The 20,149-nt window shown below is 71.0% G+C and carries 21 protein-coding genes; 8 read left to right on the top strand and 13 right to left on the bottom strand.

All coding sequences use genetic code 11. The features are described from left to right. Window positions 1-706: hypothetical protein (locus tag G472_RS39600; RefSeq protein ID WP_035693988.1), on the top strand; the 706-nt coding region annotated here is incomplete at its 5' end. 40 nt (window positions 707-746) lie between these two features. Here the strand turns inward: G472_RS39600 and G472_RS0127620 are convergent. Genes G472_RS0127620 through G472_RS0127600 form a run of 5 tightly spaced genes read right to left on the bottom strand, consistent with a single transcriptional unit; the run spans window position 747 to window position 5,316 of the window. Continuing rightward, entirely contained in the window at window positions 747-1,352 is a 606-nt protein-coding gene (locus G472_RS0127620) for a hypothetical protein (protein WP_029010980.1), read from the bottom strand. Continuing rightward, complete coding sequence (locus tag G472_RS36015) at window positions 1,349-1,975, bottom strand: hypothetical protein (RefSeq protein WP_035693986.1); 627 nt, start codon at window positions 1,973-1,975, stop codon at window positions 1,349-1,351. The genes G472_RS0127620 and G472_RS36015 overlap by 4 nt, the downstream gene beginning before the upstream one ends. 2 nt (window positions 1,976-1,977) lie before the next feature. Continuing rightward, window positions 1,978-3,522 carry an ABC transporter substrate-binding protein gene (locus tag G472_RS0127610; RefSeq protein ID WP_029010979.1) on the bottom strand — a complete coding sequence of 515 codons (1,545 nt, stop codon included), beginning with the start codon at window positions 3,520-3,522 and terminating at the stop codon, window positions 1,978-1,980. Then, window positions 3,519-4,376 (bottom strand): ABC transporter permease, encoded by an 858-nt coding sequence (locus tag G472_RS36010; protein WP_051341439.1) that lies wholly within the window; start codon window positions 4,374-4,376, stop codon window positions 3,519-3,521. Before G472_RS36010 ends, G472_RS0127610 begins: the two co-directional genes overlap by 4 nt. Before the next feature lies 1 nt (window position 4,377). After that, window positions 4,378-5,316 (bottom strand): ABC transporter permease, encoded by a 939-nt coding sequence (locus G472_RS0127600; protein ID WP_029010978.1) that lies wholly within the window; start codon window positions 5,314-5,316, stop codon window positions 4,378-4,380. A 454-nt stretch (window positions 5,317-5,770) separates the two neighbouring features. Between G472_RS0127600 and G472_RS0127595 the strand changes: the two genes are divergently transcribed. Together G472_RS0127595 and G472_RS0127590 are read left to right on the top strand one after the other, a co-directional pair. Further along, a complete protein-coding gene (locus tag G472_RS0127595) occupies window positions 5,771-5,935 on the top strand; it encodes a hypothetical protein (RefSeq protein WP_156927278.1) in 165 nt (54 codons plus the stop codon). A 155-nt stretch (window positions 5,936-6,090) separates the two neighbouring features. Then, a complete protein-coding gene (locus G472_RS0127590; RefSeq protein ID WP_035693984.1) occupies window positions 6,091-7,632 on the top strand; it encodes an FAD-dependent oxidoreductase in 1,542 nt (513 codons plus the stop codon). A gap of 4 nt (window positions 7,633-7,636) precedes the next feature. On the opposite strand, the gene G472_RS0127585 is transcribed toward G472_RS0127590, so the two are convergent. Then, window positions 7,637-8,527 carry an AEC family transporter gene (locus tag G472_RS0127585; RefSeq protein WP_029010975.1) on the bottom strand — a complete coding sequence of 297 codons (891 nt, stop codon included), beginning with the start codon at window positions 8,525-8,527 and terminating at the stop codon, window positions 7,637-7,639. 188 nt (window positions 8,528-8,715) lie between these two features. Between G472_RS0127585 and G472_RS38445 the strand changes: the two genes are divergently transcribed. The 3 genes from G472_RS38445 (at window position 8,716) to G472_RS0127570 (ending at window position 10,519) form a co-directional block, all read left to right on the top strand. After that, complete coding sequence (locus G472_RS38445; RefSeq protein ID WP_084536944.1) at window positions 8,716-8,880, top strand: YdcH family protein; 165 nt, start codon at window positions 8,716-8,718, stop codon at window positions 8,878-8,880. A 213-nt stretch (window positions 8,881-9,093) separates the two neighbouring features. Beyond that, on the top strand, window positions 9,094-9,303 hold the full coding sequence (locus G472_RS0127575) for a hypothetical protein (protein WP_029010974.1): 210 nt from the start codon (window positions 9,094-9,096) through the stop codon (window positions 9,301-9,303). A gap of 94 nt (window positions 9,304-9,397) precedes the next feature. Next, window positions 9,398-10,519 carry a hypothetical protein gene (locus tag G472_RS0127570; RefSeq protein WP_029010973.1) on the top strand — a complete coding sequence of 374 codons (1,122 nt, stop codon included), beginning with the start codon at window positions 9,398-9,400 and terminating at the stop codon, window positions 10,517-10,519. Window position 10,520: 1 nt separating this feature from the next. Here G472_RS0127570 and G472_RS36005 read toward each other — a convergent pair whose 3' ends face one another. Further along, a complete protein-coding gene (locus G472_RS36005; RefSeq protein WP_035693982.1) occupies window positions 10,521-12,581 on the bottom strand; it encodes a YgiQ family radical SAM protein in 2,061 nt (686 codons plus the stop codon). A gap of 267 nt (window positions 12,582-12,848) precedes the next feature. Here G472_RS36005 and G472_RS0127560 point away from each other — a divergent pair, with 267 nt between their 5' ends. Next, the gene (locus G472_RS0127560; RefSeq protein WP_035693981.1) at window positions 12,849-14,246 is read left to right on the top strand and encodes a methyl-accepting chemotaxis protein; all 1,398 of its coding nucleotides are present in this window, start codon (window positions 12,849-12,851) and stop codon (window positions 14,244-14,246) included. A 172-nt stretch (window positions 14,247-14,418) separates the two neighbouring features. Here G472_RS0127560 and nifW read toward each other — a convergent pair whose 3' ends face one another. From nifW to G472_RS0127530, 6 genes are read right to left on the bottom strand one after another with little or no spacing between them, the layout of a single operon-like run. After that, window positions 14,419-14,748: a nitrogenase-stabilizing/protective protein NifW gene (nifW, locus tag G472_RS0127555; RefSeq protein WP_029010971.1), complete on the bottom strand. Its 330-nt coding sequence runs from the start codon at window positions 14,746-14,748 to the stop codon at window positions 14,419-14,421. Further along, window positions 14,745-15,557, bottom strand: coding sequence for a serine O-acetyltransferase (cysE, locus tag G472_RS36000; RefSeq protein ID WP_035693979.1), 813 nt, complete (start codon window positions 15,555-15,557; stop codon window positions 14,745-14,747). Before cysE ends, nifW begins: the two co-directional genes overlap by 4 nt. Window positions 15,558-15,573: 16 nt before the next feature. After that, window positions 15,574-16,719 carry a homocitrate synthase gene (nifV, locus tag G472_RS0127545; RefSeq protein ID WP_029010970.1) on the bottom strand — a complete coding sequence of 382 codons (1,146 nt, stop codon included), beginning with the start codon at window positions 16,717-16,719 and terminating at the stop codon, window positions 15,574-15,576. Between the two features lie 23 nt (window positions 16,720-16,742). Next, window positions 16,743-17,945: a cysteine desulfurase NifS gene (gene nifS / locus G472_RS0127540; RefSeq protein WP_029010969.1), complete on the bottom strand. Its 1,203-nt coding sequence runs from the start codon at window positions 17,943-17,945 to the stop codon at window positions 16,743-16,745. Between the two features lie 4 nt (window positions 17,946-17,949). Continuing rightward, window positions 17,950-18,876 carry a Fe-S cluster assembly protein NifU gene (nifU, locus tag G472_RS0127535; RefSeq protein WP_029010968.1) on the bottom strand — a complete coding sequence of 309 codons (927 nt, stop codon included), beginning with the start codon at window positions 18,874-18,876 and terminating at the stop codon, window positions 17,950-17,952. A gap of 56 nt (window positions 18,877-18,932) precedes the next feature. Then, window positions 18,933-19,313 (bottom strand): HesB/IscA family protein, encoded by a 381-nt coding sequence (locus tag G472_RS0127530; RefSeq protein WP_029010967.1) that lies wholly within the window; start codon window positions 19,311-19,313, stop codon window positions 18,933-18,935. A 238-nt stretch (window positions 19,314-19,551) separates the two neighbouring features. Here G472_RS0127530 and G472_RS0127525 point away from each other — a divergent pair, with 238 nt between their 5' ends. Beyond that, window positions 19,552-20,049, top strand: a complete 498-nt coding sequence (locus G472_RS0127525) for a hypothetical protein (protein WP_051341438.1) — start codon at window positions 19,552-19,554, stop codon at window positions 20,047-20,049. Window positions 20,050-20,149: the final 100 nt, after the last annotated feature.

Here is a 20,149-nt window from a genome sequence, read left to right as displayed (position 1 = left end):
TCTCGGCACCCTCGGTCGCACCGAGGACGCCATCGCCGCGTACGACGCCGTCATCGAACGGTTCGCCGACGCTACCGACACCGTCCTGCTGCAACAGGTCGCGAAGGCGCTCGTCCATAAGGGGAACCGGCTGTTCGATGATTTGGGAAAGGTGGACGAGGCGGCTTCGGCGTATGCGGCAGCGCACCAACGACAACCGGACGAGGTCTCAGCCGCAGAAAACCTGGCGTGGTTGTTCCTTCTGACAGACCGGCCCGATGACGCGGCGACGCTGCGGGCGGGTCTGACCAAGCTGCCGCCCGCCGGGCTCGCCCTGCTGGACGCCGGCCTCGCTCTCGCCGGGGACAATTTCGGAACGGCCATGGCGCAGCTCGACCGGGCGCTCGGGCACGGGCTGGACAGCGATGGCCGGAGCTTCCTCAACGACCTGCTGCGCCTCCTCCGGCTGGCCCGGGCGCGCGGTTACGGGGAAAAGCTCATCGGCTGGCTGGAGGAAAGCGGCCACGCGGAACGCTACGCGCCGGTGCATGCCGCCTTCGTCGCCTTCGTTCACGGCGAGCCCAGGCTGCGGGACGTGAACCCGGAAGTCCGCCAGCCGGCGCGCGCCATCCATGATCGTCTCACCGCCGGGATGCGTGCGGCGGCGGCACGGACGCCGGACACCGCCGGGGCGAGACGGAACCGGCGGGGCCGCAAGCGGACGTGACCGCGGCGCAAGCCTGATCGCGCCGGCCCCCGCCCCCTCCCTACCCCCCGCCCCGCAGCCACGGCAGGAATCCGTCCAGGAACCGCGTGGTGGCCGGCATGAAGAAGCTGCCGTGGTGGTAGCAGGGGTCGAGGGCCGTCACGATCATACGGCCGGGGGTGGTCGTGCGGTCGTCGTAGAGGATGGCGCCGCCGCTCTCCAGGGCGATCACCGTCTCCGCCCCCGGCGGCGGGGCGAAGTGGCCGTGGTGGTGCCAGGTGGCGTCGGACAGGGCGATGTGGCGCCACAGGGCATGGTCGGGCGACGCCACGCGCAGGCCGGGGTCGGCGCCGGGGGTCAGCCACCACCAGAAGTTCGTGGCGGTGTCGGTCCACTCCACACCGGGCAGCCAATGGTGGGGGCCGGTGGAGCCCATGGCGACCACCGTGCCGCCGCGCTCCAGGAACGCCGCGATGCGGTCGCAGTGGGGCACCAGCAGCGACGGGTCGGTGCGGCAGGTGACGAACAGCACGTCCACGTCCGACAGGTCGGCGGCGCCGACGTCGCGGGCGTAGAGGATGCGGTCGAAATGGTGGCGGTACCGCTCCCCGTACAGGGTCTCGCGGTGGTAGTAGGTGCCGCTGTCCAGCGCGGCCAGGCGTTTCATGGCGTGTCCTCCCCGTCCGTCCGGTCGCCGCAGGCCCAGGCGATGAGCTGCGGCACGATGCGGCCGGTGCTGTCGGCGGCGCCGGCGTACATCCACAGGTCGTTGCCGGCGTGCATCAGGATGCGGCCGCCGCGCGGCCGCTGCCACACCCAGTCCACCGGGGCGCGGTCCGGCCCCAGCCCGTGCAGCACCACCGCCCCGTCGGGCGGCGGGTTGTGGCCGCGGCCGTAGAAACCGGCAACGCCGCGGCGGAAGGTCAGGTCGTCCTCCGCCACCCCGGCGAACACCGGGTGCCCGGCCAGCCGGTGCACCCGCAGATCATCCAGGCGCCGGCTGGCCAGCGGCACGAAGGGCCGGAACTCCGGCAGCATCGGCCACGCCACGTGGCCGTTGAACACCAGGGTGCCGCCACCGTCCAGGAATGCCTCCACCCGCGCGGTCTGCCCGCCGAACCAGCGCTGGTCCAGGTGGGCGGGCAGCAGCAGGGCGGCGTAGTCCTCCAGCCGCACCCCGTCGAGGGCGTACTGCTCGGCCTCGTCGGCGCGGTCGGTGTGGGCCATCACGTCCGGCAGGTCGCCGCCGGCACCGCGGATGGGCTTCAGGAACAGGCAGCGGCGGCCCATGGTCACGGCTCCTTCGATACGCTCTTGAAGTCGTAGAAGAAGCCGGAGGGATGCACCCGGAACCCCTTCACCCGGTCCGACGAGGCGGCGGCGTACACCTTGTGCACCAGCGGCAGGATCGGCGCGTCGTCGTGCAGAATCGTCAGGGCCTCGCGGTAGGTGGCCCGGCGCTCCGCACCCGGCGGCAGGGTGCGGCCCTTGTCCACCGCGGCGTCGAAGGCGGCGTTGGCCCAGTTCTGGTAATTCAGGCCGGCTCTGGAATGGAACTGCGACTTCAGGTGCAGGTCGGGATGGCCGGTCATCTCCGGCGTCCAGTAGACGACCGACACGTCATAGTCGCCCTTCTTGACCAGATCGAGCATGCCCGGCCAGGTGTACATCTGCACCTCCGTCGCCACGCCCTCGGCCTGCAACATGGCGGCCAGAGCCTCGGTCACCGGCGCCATCTCGGTGCGGCCGGTGTAGCTGAGGATGCGCAGGGTCAGCGGCTTGCCGTCCTTGCGCCACTGCCCGCCCTGCCGGGCGTAGCCGGCCTGCGTCAGCAGATCCGCCGCACCCCCGGGATCGTGGGCGTCGGCGGGCACGCCGTCGGGCACCCAGGGAAAGCGGGGCGAGAAGAAGGACCACGCGGGCTCCCCCACCCCGTCCAGGGCGGCGTCCACCAGGGCGGCGCGGTCGACCATGCGGTTCACCGCACGGCGCACCCGGACGTCGGCCAGCGGCCGCCCGTCGGCCACGTTGAAGGCGCCGTAGTAGAGGCCGGCGGCGGGCTCGCGGTAGACGGTCATCCCCTTGACGTCCTTCAGCCGCGCCACGTCGGCGGAGGGGATGTCGACGGCCATGTCGACCTCGCGGGCCTCCAGCGCCAGGGCGCGGGTGTTGTGGTCGGGGATGAAGCGGTAGACCACCCGGTCCAGCGCCGGCGCCGCCCCCCAGTAGCGGTCGAAGCGCTCCACCACCGTGTGGCTCTGCTTCACATACTCCACGAACCGCCAGGGGCCGGTGCCCACGGGCTTGACGAACTTGCCCTCGGCGTCGAAGGAGGACGGGGCGTAGACCACCGCGATGGCGTCGGTGAGCTGGTTGGGCAGGGCCGCGAAGGGCTCGGTGGTGCGGATGCGCAGCTCCAGAGGGGCCGGCGCCTCGATGGCGGCCACGTTCAGCAGGTCCCCGGCGAAGGACAGCAGGGCCAGCACCCGCTCCAGCGAGTGCTTCACCACCGCCGCGGTCAGCGGCGTGCCGTCGTGGAAGACCACGCCCTCGCGCAGGGTGAAGCGCCATTCGGTGGGCGACACCGGCTCCCACGCCGTGGCCAGTCCGGGCTGCAGGGCCATGGAATGGTCGAGCTTGATCAGCGTGTCGAGGATCTCGCTCTCGTTGAAGAAGCGGCTGCGCCGCGCCTCCATGGAGTGCGGCAGGCTTTCCCACATGGTGGCGACGACCAGCGTGCCGGCGTCGTTGGCCCGCGCCGACGGCGCCGGTGCCACGGCCAGCAGCGCCGCCAGCAGCGGTACCGCGAGCAGGCCGGCGGCCTTACCCCTGTTCATGACGTTCTCCCCTTCCCGGTGACGAATCGGTGCGCCGTGCCGGCGGACCCGGCGGCGGCGCGGTCCTGCAGGGCGTCGCCCAGCAGATTAACGGCGATGACCAGGGCGACGATGGTCAGCCCCGGTGCCAGCACCAGCCGCGGGTGCAGGCGCATGTGGTTGCGCGCCTCGGCGATCATCAGGCCCCATTCGGTGGAGCCGGGCTCGGCGCCGAGGCCGAGAAAGCTGAGTCCGGCGAAGGACAGGATGGCCCACGACAGGGACACCGTGCCCAGCACCAGGATCGGCGCGGCGATGTTGGGCAGCACGTGGCGCAGCACCACCCGATGGCGCGGCGCCCCCAGCGCCTCGGCCCCCAGCACGTAGGGCTTGGCCCGCTCCGCCAGCGTCATGGTGCGGGCCAGCCGCGCGTACTCCGTCCAGTGCACGGCGGCCAGCGCCAGCACCACCGTCCACAGGCCGAGGCCGAACACCCCGGCGATGATCAGCGCCAGGGCCAGCCCCGGCAGGATCTGGATGCCCTCCACCACGCGCATGACCACCCGGTCGAAGGCGCCGCCGATGCTGCCGGCCGCCAGGCCCACCGCGGTGCCGGCGCCCAGGGCCGTCACCACCACCGCCAGCGCCGCCAGCGGCGTCACCCGGAAGCCGTGGATCAGCCGGCTGAGCACGCAGCGGCCGAGATGGTCGGTGCCCAGCGGGTACTCCGGCCCCGGCGCCAGCAGGCGGGCGGCGAAGGCGACCCGGTGGGGGTCGTGGGGCGCCAGCAGCGGCAGCACGCCGACCAGCAGCACCGCCACCGCCAGCGCCGCCAGACCCAGCCGCAGCGCGCTGCCCGCCCCGCCGGCCGCCACGTCACACCGCCCCGCGGATGCGCGGGTCGACCAGCATGGCCGCCACGTCGACCGCCAGGTGCAGCCCCGCATAGACCACGCCCAGCACCAGCAGGCAGCCCTGGATCACCGGGAAGTCGCGGCTGAGGATGGCGTCCACCAGCAGCCGGCCCAGCCCCGGCCAGGCGAACACCGTCTCCACCACCACGATGCCGTCGAACACGCGGGCCGCCTGCAACCCCAGCAGGGCCAGCACCGGCACCATGGTGTTGGGCAGCACGTGGCGCAGCATCAGCGGCACCTCCCCCACCCCCTTGGCGCGGCCGGTGCGCACATAGGCGCGCGGCAGCTCCTCCGCACAGGTGCTGCGCACGAAACGGGCGATGACACCGCTCAGCGAGGTTCCCACCACGAGGGCGGGCAGCACCACGTGCGCCCACGTTCCATAGCCCGAGGACGGCAGCCAGCCCAGCGTCAGCGAGAACAGCAGCACGGCCAGCAGCGCGTACCAGAAGTTCGGCACGGCCATGCCCAGCACCGCCAGGGCGGAGACGGCCCGGTCCACCGGCCCGCCCCGCCACAGGGCGGCGGCGATGCCCGCGGGAAAGGCCACCGCGCAGGCCAGGGCCATGGCCGCGGCGCCCAGCAGGACGCTGTTGACCAGGCGCATCCCCACCTCCTGCGCCACGGGGTCGCCGGTCTGGAACGAGCGGCCGAGATCGCCCCCCAGCACCGCGCCCAGCCAGCGCAGGTATTGCAGCGGCAACGGGTCGTCCAGCCCGTGTTCGCGCTTGAAACGCGCCAGCGCCTCCGGCCCCGGCAGCTCCCCGGCCATCTGGTGAATCAGCAGCACCTCCCCCGCGTCGCCGGGCATCAGCCGCAACAGCGCGAACCCGGCCATGGAGACGGCCAGCAGCAGCGCTGTTGCGTAGAGAACCCGGTGCAGAAGGGCGGCGGCCATGGACGGTCCCGGTGGACAGGATGGGCGGGCCGCGGACGGCCCTGCGATTGCGACTCATACTCATTTTCATCGGTCACGGCAATGTGAAAACCGTTGCCGCGGCGTCCCGGCAAATCGGCAGGCACGCCGGGCGGCCATCCGTTTTCAAGTCGCTCATACCATCTTATGATGCGCCGACCACCTTCCAGAACTCGCTATGAGAGACATGCGATCGATACTGCCGCCGTTATCGAGATGCTTTTCTGCGTTGATGCCGCATAGGTTCCCGTTATTGCGACGGGCCGGCACCGCAAAGGGTTGAGTGCTATGGTCGGACATTGAGGCGCGGGCCTCCCGGTATCGCCCTGTGGGGAGCACATCCGCCCGTCCACACGGCATACACCTCATAGAGCGTTGACCGATCCAACAAGAACCGGCACGCTTCACCGGTCGTTCGTTGCGGCTGGAGACCATCATGCGAAAAGTTATTGCCATTGCGGTCGCCGTGTCGGCGCTCGCCGTCGGGCCGGCGCTGGCCTGCGAGTGGAAGAACCAATCGGTGACGCTGCCGCAGACCGGCACGGATACGGCGGAACTGCCGCAGACCCCGATGCCCGCCCCGGCTCGGCCGGCCGGCTGACCGACCCGTCTGCTTCCATCCTGATCCGGGCCGCTCCCAACGGGGCGGCCCGTTTTTTGTTCCGGCCCTCCGCCCCCGTTTGCCCCCGGAACCGCCCCGTCCCGACCCATGTTGCAGGGACGGGGCGGCTGCGGGTGAATCGGGGAGGACGCGTGATGAAGGGTTCCGGAACGACCACCTCGGTGTGGATGGACACGGGCGTTGCGGACGCGGCGGCCGGCGGATTCACCGCGGGTGGTCCGGCCGAGGTGACGGCCGACGTGGCCGTCGTCGGGGCGGGCATCGCCGGCGTCACCACCGCCTACCTGCTGCAACGCTCCGGCAAGCGGGTGCTGCTGCTGGACGATGGCAATCCCGGCGACGGCGAGACCGGGCGCACCACCGCCCATCTCTCCAACGCCATCGACGACCGCTACACCGAGATCGAGCGGGTGCACGGCACGGGCGGCGCCCGCCTGGCGGCCGACAGCCACACCGCCGCCATCGACACCATCGAGCGCCTGGCCCGCGAGGAGGGCATCGATTGCGGCTTCGCCCGCGTCGACGGCTATCTCATGCTGGCCCCCGGCGACGATCCCCGCGTCCTGGACGAGGAGCGGGCCGCCGCGCACCGTGCCGGCCTTACGGATGTGGAGCGTATCGACCTGCCGCCCGGCCCCGTCGCCCACCCCGGCCCCTGCCTGCGCTTCCCGGCGCAGGCGCGCTTCCACCCCATGGCGTATCTGGCGGGTCTGGTGCGCGCCTTCCGGGCGCGCGGCGGCCGGCTGGCGAGCGGCGCCCGGGTGGAGCGGGTGGCGGAAACCGGCGACCACGTCACCCTGAGCGTGGCCGGCGGCCCGACGGTGGTCGCCGACACCGCGGTGGTCGCCACCAACTCCCCCATCAGTGATCTCTTCGCCATCCACACCAAGCAGGCGCCCTACCGCACCTACGCCATCGCCCTGCGGGTCGCCCGCGGCGCGGTGCCGGACGCCCTCTACTGGGATACGCGGGACATCTACCATTATGTCCGCCTGCAACCGGCCGGCGACCATGACCTGCTGATCGTCGGCGGCGAGGACCACAAGACCGGCGAGGCGCGGGACATGGAAAGCCGCTGGGCCGCGCTGGAGGAATGGACGCGTGTCCATTTCCCCGCGGCCGGAGCGGTGGAACGGCGCTGGTCGGGCCAGGTGATGGAGCCTTACGACGGGCTGGCTTTCATCGGCCGCGATCCCGGCGGCAAGGGGCGCGTCCACGTGGTCACCGGCGACAGCGGCATGGGCATGACCCACGGCACGCTGGCCGGCCTGCTGCTGTGCGAACTGATCCACGGCTTCGACCACCCCTGGGCCGGGCTCTACAACCCCTCGCGCCTGATGACGAAATCCCTGCGCGGCTTCCTGGAGGAGAACCTGGACGTCGCCCGCCAATACCTGCGCCACCTCGCCCCCTCCGACGCGGATGCGGAGGCTGACGTGGCCCCCGGCCAGGGGGCGGTGATCCGCGAGGGCGGCCGGCCCGTCGCCGTCTACCGCGATCCGCAGGGCACGGTACACCGCCGCTCGGCCGTCTGCACCCACCTGCACTGCATCGTCCGCTGGAACCCGGCGGAATCGAGCTGGGACTGCCCCTGCCACGGCTCGCGCTTCGCCCCGGACGGAACGGTGCTGAACGGCCCCGCCGCCGCGCCGCTGGCCGGGGTGGAGCCGCGATAGACCGCTACATCACCAGGAGCAGCAGCACGGGCAGCGCCACGAAGGAAAGGGCGGTGGAACCGAGCACCATGCCCGCCACCTCCTCCGGGGCGTTGCCGTACTTCTGGGCCCAGAGATAGTTGAAGACGGCGACGGGCATGGCGCTTTCCAGCACCACGACGCCGAACATCGCCCCTTCCAGCCCCATGGCGGTCGCCACCGCGAACCCGGCCGCAGCCCCCAACCCCAGGCGCAGGGCCGACAGGGCGAGCGCGCGGCCGGTGCCGCCGCCCTGCAGGCGGGCCAGCGCCACCCCCAGCGACACCAGCATCAGCGGCACCGCCGCGTTGCCCAGCATGGTGGTGGCGTTGACGATCCAGACCGGCACCGCCACGTCCAGGCCGCGCACCGCCAGCGCCGCCGCCACCACATAGAGCAGCGGGATGCGCAGCACCTGTCCGGGATCGCTGCGCCCCGCGGCGATGGCCGGACCCAGCACGAACTGCGTCACCGACAACACCGTGAAATAGACGATGCCATAGGCCAACCCGGCCTCGCCAAAGGCGAACAGGCACACCGGCAGGCCCATGTTGCCGCCGTTGGGGAACATCAGGCCGGGCAGATAGGGCCGCAGCTCCAGCCGGAAGGCCCGCAGCACCACCGCCCCGACCACCGCCGTCAGCACCAGGATGGCGACGGCCGCCAGTGCCACCTGCATCAGGTCCTCACCGGCGAAGCGCACGCGCGTCAGCGTGGAGAAGACCAGGCACGGCGTGGCGACGTTGACCACGAAGGCGGTGACGAAGGCGCTGTCGAACGGCAGGCGCCGGCGCAGCCACACATAACCCACGGCGGCGGCGACGAACACCGGAGCGACCACGGCGGCGACGCCGGCCAGGGGAGCGAGCGCGTTCACGGGCAAGAAGCCTTCGGGGCTGGTGAGGGGGCGGCCGCACCATAGCGTCAACCGGCCCTGCGGTCACGTCGTCGCATACCTCCACTGATTTTTCGGTTTGGGTCGCCAACACCGGCGCAAGTGCCTATGATGGTCGGCGGAAGCCGGCTCTTCCGGGCTTCCTCCGAAACGTCAGAAGGATGCGCGTCATGAGCGTTGAATCGCACATCGCAGCCCTGCGGCAGCGGCATGCCGACCTTGACGATAAGATCCGTAGGGAGGAGACGCACGCGGCGTACAACTCCGTCGAAGTGAAACGGATGAAGATGGAAAAGCTCCACGTCAAGGAGGAGATCGACCGCTTGTCGCACTGACGCGGGCGCCTATTCCGGCGGCGGCAGCCATGCCGATCGGGCTTGCGCGGTAGGCGCATCATCGGCATGGCCCGCCGCCTGTTGCCCGGCCGTCACGCCCGGCGCCAACCCGAAAGATCCATCGCCCACCGCACCTCGCTTAATCCGGCGTTAACCCTTCAGGATCATGGTGCGCCGCACCACACAAACAGCATCTCCTGAAGGCGCCACACGATGGCCAGCAAGACCGTCAAGCTCTCCGACCGAGGCTCCTACCGCGAGGTGGACCTCGACAGCCTCCCCCGCTCCGTCCGCTCCGCGGTGTCCGACATGGTGAAGGGCACCCCCACGGCCGACGTGATGATCGACCAGATGGGCGTGCTCTACCGCATCCATCTGTCGGAGCCGGCGAACACCTACCTGGACGTCCTCTCCGTCGCCTGATACGGTCGTCCGGCCGTTACGCAGAGCCCCCGTCGCCTCCGGCCGGGGGCTTTGGTGTTTTTCGGCGGTGCCGGACCAACGCTGGGGTGCGTCGATGCCGCCGTGGCGCGTGGCGGCGGTGGCCGTTTCGGTCTGGCTGCCGTCGCTGATGATCCTGCTCAAGGTCGGCTCGGCCGTCCACGCCGCAGCCTATGGCGCCATTCTCGTCGTGATCGTGCAGGCGCTGGCCGTGTGCGAGCGTTCGCAACGCGGTGCCGAGCCGTTGCGCCGCTATGAAGCCGGCCTGACCATCGCCTGGCTGGCGGCGGCCATCCTGGCTTTTCCCATCCTTTATGCCGTTGCCCAATCCGGTATGCTCGGTCCGGGAAGCGACCGGGACGAGGCGCTGGACCTGGCCATCGCCGCCCTGCTGCGCGGCGATTATCCCTATGCCGTGAGAACCTATTTCGGCAATCCCGTCACGCCCCTGCCGGGTGCGCTGCTGATCGGCCTTCCGTTCCACCTGGCGGGAGGCGCCGCCTTCCAGAATCCGGTCGCCCTGGCCGGTGCCACCGTGCTGGTCATGCGCTGCCTGGCGCATCGTCCGGCGCGCGCCCTGTATGCGATCCTTCTGATCCCCGCCAACCTCGCGGTGTTGCAGGACTATGCCACCGGCGGCGACTACGCCGCGAACGCGGTCTACGTGCTGGCCGCCGTCCTGTGGGGTGAGCGGGTGCTGTCCGGACGGGGCGCGCCATGGGAACTGCCGGCGGCAGCGATCGCGCTGGGCATCGCCACCTGCTCGCGCCCCATCCATGCGGTCGCTCCCATCCTGGTGCTGGCGTACGGCATCGGCTGCGGACGCCGAAGCCCCGGCCTGGCACTCGGCGGCGGCGCAGCACTCCTCGCCGTCGCCCTGGCCGCAGCGTTCTACATCCGGGACCCGGCCGGCTTCACGCCGCTTCATGTGGCGGGGAAGCTCGGTCCCTACAGCCACCTGGCTCCGGTGCTCGCCGCGGCGGCGGCCCTGGTCGCGGCGGTGCCGGCCATCCGCCGCGTCGGCCCGGCCGGCCTGATCGGACTGCTGGCGCTGGCCGAAGGGGTGATGCTGCTGCCGGGAATCGCCGTGCGCGTTGCCGCCGGCGACCTCGCGGCGTTCGGTTTCGCCATCCCGATTGCGCTCTTCGGCGGCCTGTGGCTGATGATGGCGCCACTGCGGCGGCAGCCGGCCGCATGAGTTACGGCGCGCGGCGCGCGCGCGCCGGCTTGCGCCGGCCGGCGCCGGCCTGCTGGGTGAGGAACGGCGCCGACCCGCCCCGCGGTCCCCTGCCGTTGCCGCTCGCCGCCGGCGCCTTGCCGCCCGCCGTCTGCCAGGCGGGAACGAGCTGGTGGTCGGCGGGGCCGATCAGGTCGGCGCGCCCCATGGCCTTCAGCGCGTCGCGCAGGACCGGCCAGTTCTCCGGGTCGTGATAGCGCAGGAACGCCTTGTGCAGCCGGCGCTGGCGCAGCCCCTTGGCGGTGGCCACGGTTTCGCCGCCGGCCCGGCGCACCGGGCGCAGGGGGTTGCGCTCGCTGTGGTACATGGCGGTGGCCAGCGCCATGGGCGACGGCAGGAAGGTCTGCACCTGGTCGGCGCGGAAGCCGTTGCGCTTCAGCCACAGCGCCAGGTTCATCATGTCCTCGTCGGTGGTGCCGGGGTGGGCGGCGATGAAGTAGGGGATGAGGTAGAGCTTCTTGCCCGCCTCTTTCGCCGCCTTGTCGAACATCGCCTTGAAGCGGTCGTAGGCGCCGATCCCCGGCTTCATCATCTTGGACAGCGGCCCCGCCTCGGTGTGCTCGGGGGCGATCTTCAGGTAGCCACCGACGTGGTGGGTCACCAGCTCCTTCACGTACTCCGGGCTCTTCACCGCCAGGTCGTAGCGCAGGCCTGACGCGATGGCGATCTTCCTGACGCCGGGGACGGCGCGGGCCTTGCGGTAGAGCTGCACCAGCGGCGCGTGGTCGGTGTTCAGGTTCTTGCAGATGTCGGGATAGACGCAGGAGGGGCGGCGGCACAGCGTCTCCGTCTGCTTGTCCTTGCAGGCCAGCCGCCACATGTTGGCGGTCGGCCCGCCAAGGTCGGAGACGGTGCCGGTGAAGCCCTTCGTCTTGTCCCGGATGGCCCCGATCTCGCGCAGGATCGACCCTTCCGAGCGGCTCTGGATGATGCGCCCCTCATGCTCGGTAATGGAGCAGAAGGAGCAGCCGCCGAAGCAGCCGCGCATGATGTTGACGGAGAAGCGGATCATCTCCCACGCGGGGATGCGGGCGTCGCCGTACGCCGGGTGCGGCGCGCGGGCGTACGGCAATTCGTACACCCGGTCCAGCTCCGGCGTGGTCAGCGGGATCGGAGGGGCGCCCAGCCACACCTCCTTATCGCCGTGGCGCTGCACCAGGGCGCGGGCGTTGCCGGGGTTGCTCTCCTGGTGCAGCACCCGGGAGGCGTGGGCGTACAGCACCCGGTCGTCCCGCACCCGCTCGTAATCGGGCAGGCGGACGACCGTGCGCTCCCGCCCGCGGCCGGCCGCCGCGCTCTCGTCGCAGTCCGCCATGTCGATGACGGTCCAGTCGTCGGGCACCGCGTCGCGCACCACGGCGACGCCGCGCAGGTCGTGCATGGCGCGCGGGGCCTCGCCGGCGGCGGCGCGGCGGGCGATCTCGACGATGGCGCGCTCGGCGTTGCCGTACACCAGGATGTCCGCCTTGGCGTCCATTAAGACGGAGCGGCGCACCTTGTCCGACCAGTAGTCGTAATGGGCGATGCGGCGCAGGCTGGCCTCGATGCCGCCGAGCACCACGGGAACGTCCCTGTACGCCTCGCGGCAGCGCTGGGAGTACACGATCACCGCGCGGTCCGGCCGCTTGCCCCCCTCATCGCCCGGCGTGTAGCTGTCGTTGTGGCGCAGCCGCCGGTCCGAGGTGTAGCGGTTGACCATGGAATCCATGTTCCCGCCGGTCACCCCGAAGAACAGGTTCGGCCGCCCCAGCGCGCGGAACGGCTCCGGTCCCTGCCAGTCCGGCTGGGCGATGATGCCGACGCGGAACCCCTGCGCCTCCAGCAGCCGCCCGATCACCGCCATGCCGAAGCTGGGGTGGTCGACGTAGGCGTCGCCGGTGACGATGATGATGTCGCAGGACTCCCAGCCCAGCCGCTCCATCTCCGCGCGCGACATCGGCAGGAACGGCGCCGGGCGCAGTCCGGGTCGGTGGAGGGGCCCGGCGAAGATGTCGGGGGCAAGGAGATCGCAGGCGTCGGGCATCGCGCAGTCCGTTGGCTACCGGCCGCCGGGAAAGCGCCGGGGGAGCGGATGTGAAAACGGCGCGCCGGTCGGGTGCGCGCCTCGGCCCCGACATATAGCGCGGCCGGCCGCCAAATCCCAGCCCGGCGATCGGTGATTCGGCCGATCCGTCCGTACGGTTGCGGCACGGTGTCGCTGACACCGGCACCGCATCGACAGGGTAACCGCACGTTTACCGCACAGGCCGGACACTTGGCGTTCGGCCTCGATACCTGTCGGAAGATCATCATGCTGCGCCTGTTCCGTTCCTCTGCCCCGTCCCATCCGCCGCCCGCCGATGATGCCGTCACCGCCTCCGCAACCGGCGATGCCGGGGGGCGCGATGCCGTCCTGGCCGCCCTCGACCTGATCGCCGCCGGCCGCTACGACGATGTTCCCGACAGCGGCGACCCGGTCCTGGCGAAGGTGCGCCACATTGCGTCCGTCCTGCAGGAGCGCGACCGCCGCCACCTGCGCGGTCTCGTCGACATCTCCATCCAGGTGAACGAGACGGTGGCCTCGTCGGTGGCGGTGATGACCCGCGACCTGCGCGAGGTGGACCAGCATTCCAACGCCATCACCGCCGCGGCGGAGCATGTGGCGCAATCCTTCGATGCGGTGGCCGGCCGCTCGCGCACCTGCGTCGACACGACGGCGACGCTCAAGGACACCACCCGCGACTGCTTCGAATCCGTCCGCTCGGCCAGCGGCACCATCGAACTGGCGGTGAACGAGATTTCCGCCGTCGCCGATCGGGTCGACGCCCTGGCCCGCACCTCGGAGCAGATCGGCGAGATCGTCTCCAACATCGAGGCCATCGCCAGCCAGACCAACCTTCTGGCGCTGAACGCCACCATCGAGGCGGCGCGGGCCGGCGAGGCCGGCAAGGGCTTCGCCGTGGTGGCGCAGGAGGTGAAGATCCTGGCCGGCCAGACCGCCAAGGCGACCGAAACGATCCGCGAGCGCATCGCTCGCCTGCGCGGCGAGATCGGCTCCATCGTCCAGGCGATGACCGCGGGCACCGAGGCGGTGACCGCCGGACAGCGGGCGGTCGCCACCAGCAACACCGCCATGGGCGAGGTCTATTCCCGCATGGAGGAGCTGGGCGGCACCGTCGCCTCCATCGACGCCGAACTGTCGGAGCAGCGCAGCGCCACCGAAGAGGTGTCCAGGGGCCTGGTCATCATCGCCCGCATGGCGGCCCGCAACGTGGAGCAGGTGAACCGCCTGGCCGAGGCCATGGGCAACGCCAACGGCCGGCTCACGCCGCTGCTGGACGACATCTGCGGTGCACAGATCCCCGACGGCACCGTCCACCGCGCCATGTCCGACCATGTGATCTGGAAGAAGAATCTGGCCGACATGGCGCTCGGCCGCACCAGCCTGAACCCGGACGAGCTGGCGGACCACCACAACTGCCGGCTCGGCAAATGGTGCGGGTCGGTGTCCGACCCTGCGATCACCGGTCATCCCGCCTTCCGGGCGCTGGAGGAGCCGCACCGCCGTGTCCACGAGCACGGCATCCGCGCCGCCCGCCTCTACCGCGACCGCGACCTGGACGGCGCGCTGGGCGCCATCTCCGAGGTGGAGGCTGCGTCGCAGGATGTGCTGAAGCTGCTGGGCGATCTGGCCGGCCGGCGGGAGTAGCACCGGGCGGGAGCGGGCCGGCCGGCGTTCATCGTACGCGTCCGGAAGCAAGAGGCGGTCGGCGATGCGGTTGATGATGGTGTGACCATTTCGCCGCCTGCGGCGTGTCCGACGCCGGCCTGCGGCGGCTGGAGCGCTGCTTCGGGCGGCTGGAGACTCTACAGCTCTCCCGTCACCCCCGCGGCAGCACCAGCGTGTCCAGGCTGACGAAGCGGTCGGCCATCTTGCGCGCCTCCTCCTTGTGGACCTTGAAGGTCTTTTCGGCGATGGCGCTGGAGGCGACGAAGTCGGTGTAGGCGCGCGTCAGGTGGGCGCGGTAGCGGGCGGCCATGGCGTCGTCGTCCACCGCGTCGAGATCGGTGTCGGCCGACAGGTACTCGTGGAAACGTTGCAGGATGTGCAGACGGTTGACGTGCACCACCCGCTGCTCGAACGGCACGCCGAGGAAGCGCAGGAAGTCCTCGGCGGTTTCCAGGTCTTCCAGATCGTCCTTGAAGCTCATGGGGTCGCACTCCGAAGCGTGGGGGGAGAGGGGTCGGCCACCGTGCAGCAGCCGGTCTGGTCGCACAGGTCGCCGCAGGACGCGCAGGCGATTCCGGTCAGAGGGGGGCCGGCCAGGGGGGCTCCGGCGAAGGGGTCGGGCCGCGCCGCCTCCGCCGCGGTGTGGGCTTCCAGGCGGGATTCGATGCGGTTGATGTGGTCGATCAGGCAGGCGATCGCCTTGCCCACGGGATCGGGCATCAGGTGGTGGTCCAGGTCGATCCCCTGCTCCGCCCCCCGCCCCGCCGCGGCGCGCACGACGCGGCCGGGGATTCCCACCACGGTCATGCCGTCGGGCACGTCCTTGACCACCACGGAGTTGGCGCCGACCCGGGCACCGCGCCCCACCGTGATCGGGCCCAGAATCTTGGCTCCGGCCCCCACCAGCACGCCGTCGCCCAGGGTGGGGTGGCGCTTGCCCTTGTTCCACGAGGTGCCGCCCAGCGTCACCCCGTGGTAGAGCGTGACGTCGTCGCCGATCTCCGCCGTCTCGCCCACCACCACGCAGGCGCCGTGATCGATGAAGAAGCGCCGGCCGATGCGCGCGCCGGGGTGAATGTCCACGTTGGTGACGGCGCGCGCCAGATAGGCCAGGAACCGCGCCGCCCAGAAGAACCGCCGCGCCCACAGGGCATGGGCCAGCCGGTGCGCCATCACCGCCTGGACACCGGGATAGCAGGTCAGCACGTCCCAGCGGGTGCGCGCCGCCGGGTCGCGGTCGAAGACGCAGGAAACGTCCTCCTTCAGCAGCGTGCGAATGCCGGGGGCCATGGCGGCGTCTCCCCCTTCAGGCCGGAAGGACGGCGGGAACGGTGGCGGTGGCGAGGAATGCCTGCAGCTCGTCCGGGTTGGGGGGGCGCTTGGCACGGGTCGCGAAGGCGCGCACCTGCGTCAGCACCAGCCGCGCCGCCGCGTCGTCCACGGTGATGCCCATCCGGTCATAGGCCATCTTCACCGCCGCCGTGCCGGAATGCTTGCCCAGCACGATGCGGTGCTCGCGCCCCACCTCGGCGGGGTCGAAGTTCTGGTAGGTGCGGCGGTCGCGCAGCAGCCCGTCCACGTGGATGCCCGCCTCGTGGGTGAAGACCGCGTCGCCGACGATGGACTTGTTGACCGCGACGGGACGGTTGGACGCCGCCTCCACCAGGTCGGAGATGGAGCCCAGCGCCCGGCAGTCCACACCCGTGTCCAGCCCGTGCAGCACCTTCAGCGCCATCACCACCTCCTCCAGCGGGGCATTGCCGGCGCGCTCCCCCAGGCCGTTGACGGTGGTGTTGACGTGGGTCGCCCCGCCCAGCACGGCGGCCAGGGAGTTGGCGTTGGCCAGCCCCAGGTCGTCGTGGGCATGGATCTCGATCTCCAGGTCGGTGGCGCGGCGCAGCCGCTCGATGCGCGCCCGCGTCCCGAAGGGGTCGAGCACCCCCAGCGTGTCGGCGAAGCGGAACCGCCGCGCCCCGGCGAGCTGGGCGGTGACCGCCGCCGTGACCAGGAAGTCCATGTCCGCACGGCTGGAATCCTCGCCGCCGACGCTGACCTCGTAGCCGGCGTCACGCGCCGTCTTCACCTTGCGCTCGATCTCCGACAGGGCCCAGGCGCGGGTGCGGCGGAGCTTCTTCGCGATCTGGATGTCGGACACGGGCATGGACAGGTTGAGGAAGCCGACGCCGCACGACCGTGCCGCCGCCAGGTCGGCGTCGTGCATGCGGCACCACAGCATCAGCCGCGCCTTCAGGCCCAGCGCCGCGACGGCGCGGATGCCCTCGCGCTCGTCCTCGCCCATGGCGGGGATGCCGATCTCCAGCTCCGGCACGCCGGCGGCATCCAGCGCCCGGGCGATGGCGATCTTCTCGTCCAGGGTGAAAGCCACGCCCGCCGTCTGCTCGCCGTCGCGCAGGGTGGTGTCGTTGATGGTGACGAAGGCGGGCTTCGGCATGGCGGGCGTCCTCCGCTGCACGTTCACGAATAGACCGGTGCGAACTCCCGCGGGGCCTTCTCCGCGCCGGCCCAGTAGGGTGACAGGGCGCGCAGGCGGGCGATGATGCCGGGCATCACCTTGATCACCGTGTCGATCTCCGCGTCCGTGGTGTCGCGCGACAGGGAGAAGCGGGTGGCCCCGTGGGCCGCCGTGTAGGGCACGCCCATCGCCCGCATGACGTGGCTGGGCTCCAGCGAGCCCGACGTGCAGGCGGAGCCGGACGAGGCGGCGATGCCGTGCTCGTTCAGCAGCAGCAGGATGGCCTCGCCTTCGATGAACTCGAAGGCGATGTTGCAGGTGTTGGGCAGCCGGTTGTCGGGGTTGCCGGTGACGAAGCAGTTGGGTATGGCCGCCAGCAGCCCGCGCTCCAGCCGGTCGCGCAGCGCCCGCACGCGGGTGTTCTCGTCCGCCATGTGGTGCAGCGCCAGCTCGGCCGCCGCCCCCAGCCCGACGATGCCCGGCGCGTTCTCGGTGCCGGCGCGACGCGACCGCTCCTGGTGGCCGCCGCGCATCATCGGCCGGAAGCGGGTGCCCCGCTTGACGTAGAGCGCGCCGATGCCCTTGGGCGCGTGCAGCTTGTGGCCCGACAGGGACAGCAGGTCGATGGCGCTGTCGGCCAGCCGCATGGGGATCTTGCCCACGGCCTGCACGGCGTCTGTGTGGAACAGAGCCCCCGCCGCCCTGGCTTTGCGCGCCAGCTCCTCGACCGGGAAGAGGGTGCCGGTCTCGTTGTTGGCCCACATGATGGAGACGATGGCGACGTTCTCCGACAGGGCGCGGTCGTAGGCGTCCGTGTCCAGGTTCCCCTTGCCGTCCACGGGGATGCGGTGGACGGTGTAGCCGCGCTTCTTCTCCAGATACTCGCACAGGGCCAGCACGGCGGGATGCTCCACCACGCTGGTGATGATCTCCCGCTTCTTCGGGAACGCCTCCAGGGTGGACAGGATGGCGGTGTTGTCGCTCTCCGTCCCGCCGGAGGTGAAGACGATCTCGCTGTCGTGGGCGGCGCCCAGCAGGGCCTGCACCTGCTGGCGCGCCCATTCCACCTTGCCCCCCACCGCGGCCCCGAAGCCGTGCATGGAGGAGGGGTTGCCGAACTGCTCGGTGAACAGCGGCAGCATCTCGGCCAGGACCAGCGGGTCGACGCGGGTGGTGGCGTTGTTGTCCAGATAGATCCCGGTCATGGCATCACACCCCCGCCGGCATGAGGGAGGCGGGCTTGACGCGCACGAACTCGCCCAGCTTCTCCACCAGCTTCATCTGAACGCCCATCATGGTGCCGGCGGACTGGGAACAGCCGGAGCAGGCGCCGGACAGGCGCACGTAGATGTCCTTGCCGTCGATGTCCACCAGCTCCACGTCGCCGCCGTCGCGCTGGATCTGCGGGCGGATCTCCTCGATCGCCAGCATGATCGCCTGCATGCGCTGGACGTTCGTCATCTTGCCCGCGGTCGCCGGGGCGGGCGCCTTGGGCGCCAGCGGCTTGATGGCGTCCAGGCCGACCAGGCCGGCGGCGGGCGCCCTGGATGCCCCCATCTCCTTGCCGGCCCTGGCCAGCACGGTCTCCAGCACCTCTTCGATCTTCTCGTGGCAGGTTTGGCAGGACCCGCCGGCCTTGGTGTAGTGGGTGACCTCCTCCAGGGTGGAGAGGTTGTTGACGGTCACCGCCCGCTCGATCATCGCGGCGTCGACGCCGAAGCACTTGCAGACCAGCTCACCTTCCTCATGGTCGTCGGCCCACTCCTCGCCCTTGTAGGCGGCGATGGCCGCGTGCAGCGCCTCCGCCCCCATGACCGAGCAGTGCATCTTCTCCGGCGGCAGGCCGCCGAGATAGTCGGCGATGTCGCGGTTGGTGAGCCGCAGCGCCTCCTCCACCGTCCGGCCGATGATCAGTTCGGTCAGCGCCGAGGAGGAGGCGATGGCCGAGCCGCAGCCGAAGGTCTGGAAGCGCGCGTCCTCGATCACCTCGGTGTCGGGGTTCACCTTCAGCATCAGCTTCAGCGCGTCGCCGCAGGAGATCGAGCCGACCTCGCCCACCGCATTGGCGTCGTCCAGCACGCCGGCGTTCTTCGGATTGAAGAAGTGTTCCTTGACCTTGTCGGTGTAGTTCCACATGGCAGGCCCTGCCTTTCGCTGAAGTCGGCGTGGAATATCGGATCGAAGAGAGAGGATCAGTGGGCGTGCGAGCCGCAGCCGCCCGCTGCCCCTTGCGGCGGGGTCGAGCAGGAGCCGGTGGAGAACGACTTGCCGCAGCCGCACGAGCCGGTGGCGTTGGGGTTGTCGAAGCGGAAGCCGGATCCCTCCACACCCTCCACGAAATCGACCACGACTCCGGTCAGGTGGGGCTGGCTGGCCGCGTCGATGAAGACGGTGACGGCGCCGAACTCCAGCACCGCGTCACCGTCGGCCGCCTGCGATTCCAGGCCCATCTGGTACTTCAGCCCGGCGCAGCCGCCGTCCGCCACCGCGATGCGCAGGCCGCGCGCCGCCGCTCCCGATCCCGCCAGCACCCGTTCCAGGGTGGCCACCGCCGTATCCGTCAGGGTCACCATGCATGCTCTCCTTGGCTGATCCGCGTGTTCTGCCCCGGCAAGTAGCAAACGCCGGGCCAAAAGGCGGAAATGGCGGAAACCCTCGGGTGCGGGAGTGTCGGGGTGCGGCGTGCTGACGCGTTTGCGACACGCCCCTTGTCGGGTTCACGACACGGAACCCCGAGTCGCGGCCCGGCCCGCTCCTTGCATTCCCGCGGGCGGGCGCCGCGCCGACACACAAAAGGGGACGGACACCACGATGGAACGCCGGATCGAACTGCGCATCCCGGACGGCCGCATGGCCTTCGGCGAGGTGCCGGAGCATGTGGACACCCTGTTGCAGGAGGCGGTGGCCGCCCGCCACGACCGGGCGCGCTGCGAGGCGCTGCTGTGGGACGCCCACCGCGCCGGGCCGCGGGTGCTGCCGGTGTTTTTCGCCCTGTACAAGTTCTACTTCAACGGCGCCCGCTACGCCGACGCCGGCCGGGTCGCCCGCATCGGCCTGGACGCCGCCGCGGCGCTGGGCGGCTGGCCCGCCGACTGGCGCCTGCTGCGCCCCGGCGATGCGGACTGGCCGGCGGCGGGCGCCCCGCGCTTCACCCTGTTCACCCTGAAGGCGCTGACCTTCATCAGCCTGAAGCAGGGCAGCTTCGCCGACGTGCCGGCCCTGCTGGCCAAGCTGGCGGAGATCGACCCGGCCGACCACGTCGGCTGGGGCGTCGTCGCCGGCCTGGCGCGGGACGCCATGGGGGAATGATACCGGCGGCATCTGAAGGATGCCGCCGGTATCACCCTCTCGATCAATGCCAAGGCATTGATCTGCCGGGTTTTACGGTCGGCAATTGATGGACGTGATC

This window comes from Azospirillum halopraeferens DSM 3675 (assembly GCF_000429625.1).
GTDB classification, from domain to species: Bacteria; Pseudomonadota; Alphaproteobacteria; order Azospirillales; family Azospirillaceae; genus Azospirillum; species Azospirillum halopraeferens.
The sequence above is the reverse complement of the archived record's forward strand: the minus strand, read 5'-3'. Positions and strand labels throughout refer to the sequence as shown.

What these genes read in the sequence shown, in the direction of transcription:
- G472_RS0127620 (WP_029010980.1), bottom strand. Translation starts at nt 1,352, where the DNA reads ATGAAACGCCTGGCCGCGCTGGACAGCGGCACCTACTACCACCGCGAG.
- G472_RS36015 (WP_035693986.1), bottom strand. Translation starts at nt 1,975, where the DNA reads ATGGGCCGCCGCTGCCTGTTCCTGAAGCCCATCCGCGGTGCCGGCGGC.
- G472_RS0127610 (WP_029010979.1), bottom strand. Translation starts at nt 3,522, where the DNA reads ATGAACAGGGGTAAGGCCGCCGGCCTGCTCGCGGTACCGCTGCTGGCG.
- G472_RS0127600 (WP_029010978.1), bottom strand. Translation starts at nt 5,316, where the DNA reads ATGGCCGCCGCCCTTCTGCACCGGGTTCTCTACGCAACAGCGCTGCTG.
- G472_RS0127595 (WP_156927278.1), top strand. Translation starts at nt 5,771, where the DNA reads ATGCGAAAAGTTATTGCCATTGCGGTCGCCGTGTCGGCGCTCGCCGTC.
- G472_RS0127590 (WP_035693984.1), top strand. Translation starts at nt 6,091, where the DNA reads ATGAAGGGTTCCGGAACGACCACCTCGGTGTGGATGGACACGGGCGTT.
- G472_RS38445 (WP_084536944.1), top strand. Translation starts at nt 8,716, where the DNA reads ATGAGCGTTGAATCGCACATCGCAGCCCTGCGGCAGCGGCATGCCGAC.
- G472_RS0127575 (WP_029010974.1), top strand. Translation starts at nt 9,094, where the DNA reads ATGGCCAGCAAGACCGTCAAGCTCTCCGACCGAGGCTCCTACCGCGAG.
- G472_RS0127570 (WP_029010973.1), top strand. Translation starts at nt 9,398, where the DNA reads ATGCCGCCGTGGCGCGTGGCGGCGGTGGCCGTTTCGGTCTGGCTGCCG.
- G472_RS36005 (WP_035693982.1), bottom strand. Translation starts at nt 12,581, where the DNA reads ATGCCCGACGCCTGCGATCTCCTTGCCCCCGACATCTTCGCCGGGCCC.
- G472_RS0127560 (WP_035693981.1), top strand. Translation starts at nt 12,849, where the DNA reads ATGCTGCGCCTGTTCCGTTCCTCTGCCCCGTCCCATCCGCCGCCCGCC.
- nifW (WP_029010971.1), bottom strand. Translation starts at nt 14,748, where the DNA reads ATGAGCTTCAAGGACGATCTGGAAGACCTGGAAACCGCCGAGGACTTC.
- cysE (WP_035693979.1), bottom strand. Translation starts at nt 15,557, where the DNA reads ATGGCCCCCGGCATTCGCACGCTGCTGAAGGAGGACGTTTCCTGCGTC.
- nifV (WP_029010970.1), bottom strand. Translation starts at nt 16,719, where the DNA reads ATGCCGAAGCCCGCCTTCGTCACCATCAACGACACCACCCTGCGCGAC.
- nifS (WP_029010969.1), bottom strand. Translation starts at nt 17,945, where the DNA reads ATGACCGGGATCTATCTGGACAACAACGCCACCACCCGCGTCGACCCG.
- nifU (WP_029010968.1), bottom strand. Translation starts at nt 18,876, where the DNA reads ATGTGGAACTACACCGACAAGGTCAAGGAACACTTCTTCAATCCGAAG.
- G472_RS0127530 (WP_029010967.1), bottom strand. Translation starts at nt 19,313, where the DNA reads ATGGTGACCCTGACGGATACGGCGGTGGCCACCCTGGAACGGGTGCTG.
- G472_RS0127525 (WP_051341438.1), top strand. Translation starts at nt 19,552, where the DNA reads ATGGAACGCCGGATCGAACTGCGCATCCCGGACGGCCGCATGGCCTTC.